The organism is Paenibacillus sp. 2KB_20, assembly GCF_052115765.1.
GTDB lineage: Bacteria > Bacillota > Bacilli > Paenibacillales > Paenibacillaceae > Paenibacillus_AQ.
The window spans coordinates 1-757 of the sequence record NZ_JBFRHH010000037.1; the positions used below are offsets into that span (position 1 = coordinate 1).

Annotated in this window: 1 protein-coding gene; it reads left to right on the plus strand. The window is 43.3% G+C overall.

The window, feature by feature from the left end:
* The first annotated feature begins 142 nt into the window (after positions 1 to 142).
* A complete protein-coding gene (gene tnpA / locus AB4124_RS33995; protein WP_015737123.1) occupies positions 143 to 616 on the plus strand; it encodes an IS200/IS605 family transposase in 474 nt (157 codons plus the stop codon).
* Positions 617 to 757: the final 141 nt, after the last annotated feature.

Consider the following 757-nt stretch of genomic DNA (forward strand, 5'->3'; position numbering starts at 1 on the left):
TTATGGCTTTAGCCAGTTGAGTGCGTGAAACGCGCGAAACAAAAAACCACCCGCTATGCGGGTGGAGGGATTGAGGGTTTGACCACTAAGACCATTCCGATAAACTTGAGATGTTCAGGCTCAAAGAAAGGAATGGTCTTAGATGGCAACCAAGAGCTACAGCCTAGCTCACACAAAGTGGATGTGCAAATACCACATTGTATTCACCCCGAAGTATAGACGGAAAGAGATTTATAATCAAGTGAGAAGAGATCTGATTGAAATTTTCAAGCGCTTATGCAAGTACAAAGGTGTAGAGATCATAGAAGGTCATATGATGCCGGATCATGTACACATGTTGGTAGCGATCCCACCGAAAATTGCAGTCTCATCGTTCATGGGATATCTAAAAGGAAAAAGTTCGCTAATGATCTTTGAGAAGCATGCCCAGCTCAAATATAAATACGGGAATCGAAAATTCTGGGCAGAAGGATATTATGTGAGTACGGTAGGATTAAATGAAGCAACGGTAAGAAAGTACATTCGTGAACAAGAAGCACATGACCAAGCGGTAGATAAGCTGAGTGTAAAAGAGTACGAAGATCCGTTCAGTAGCAACAGGAGCAAGAAGAAATAAACCAGTTTAACTGGTAAGTGAAAGTGACAAAAACACTGAGCCTGAACGGATTTGTGGTCAGGCTAGCGTCTTTAGGCGCAGTTTGGCAACAAGGGGTTATACCCCAAGAGCAAACCACCCGTTGGACGGGTGGTCATGATT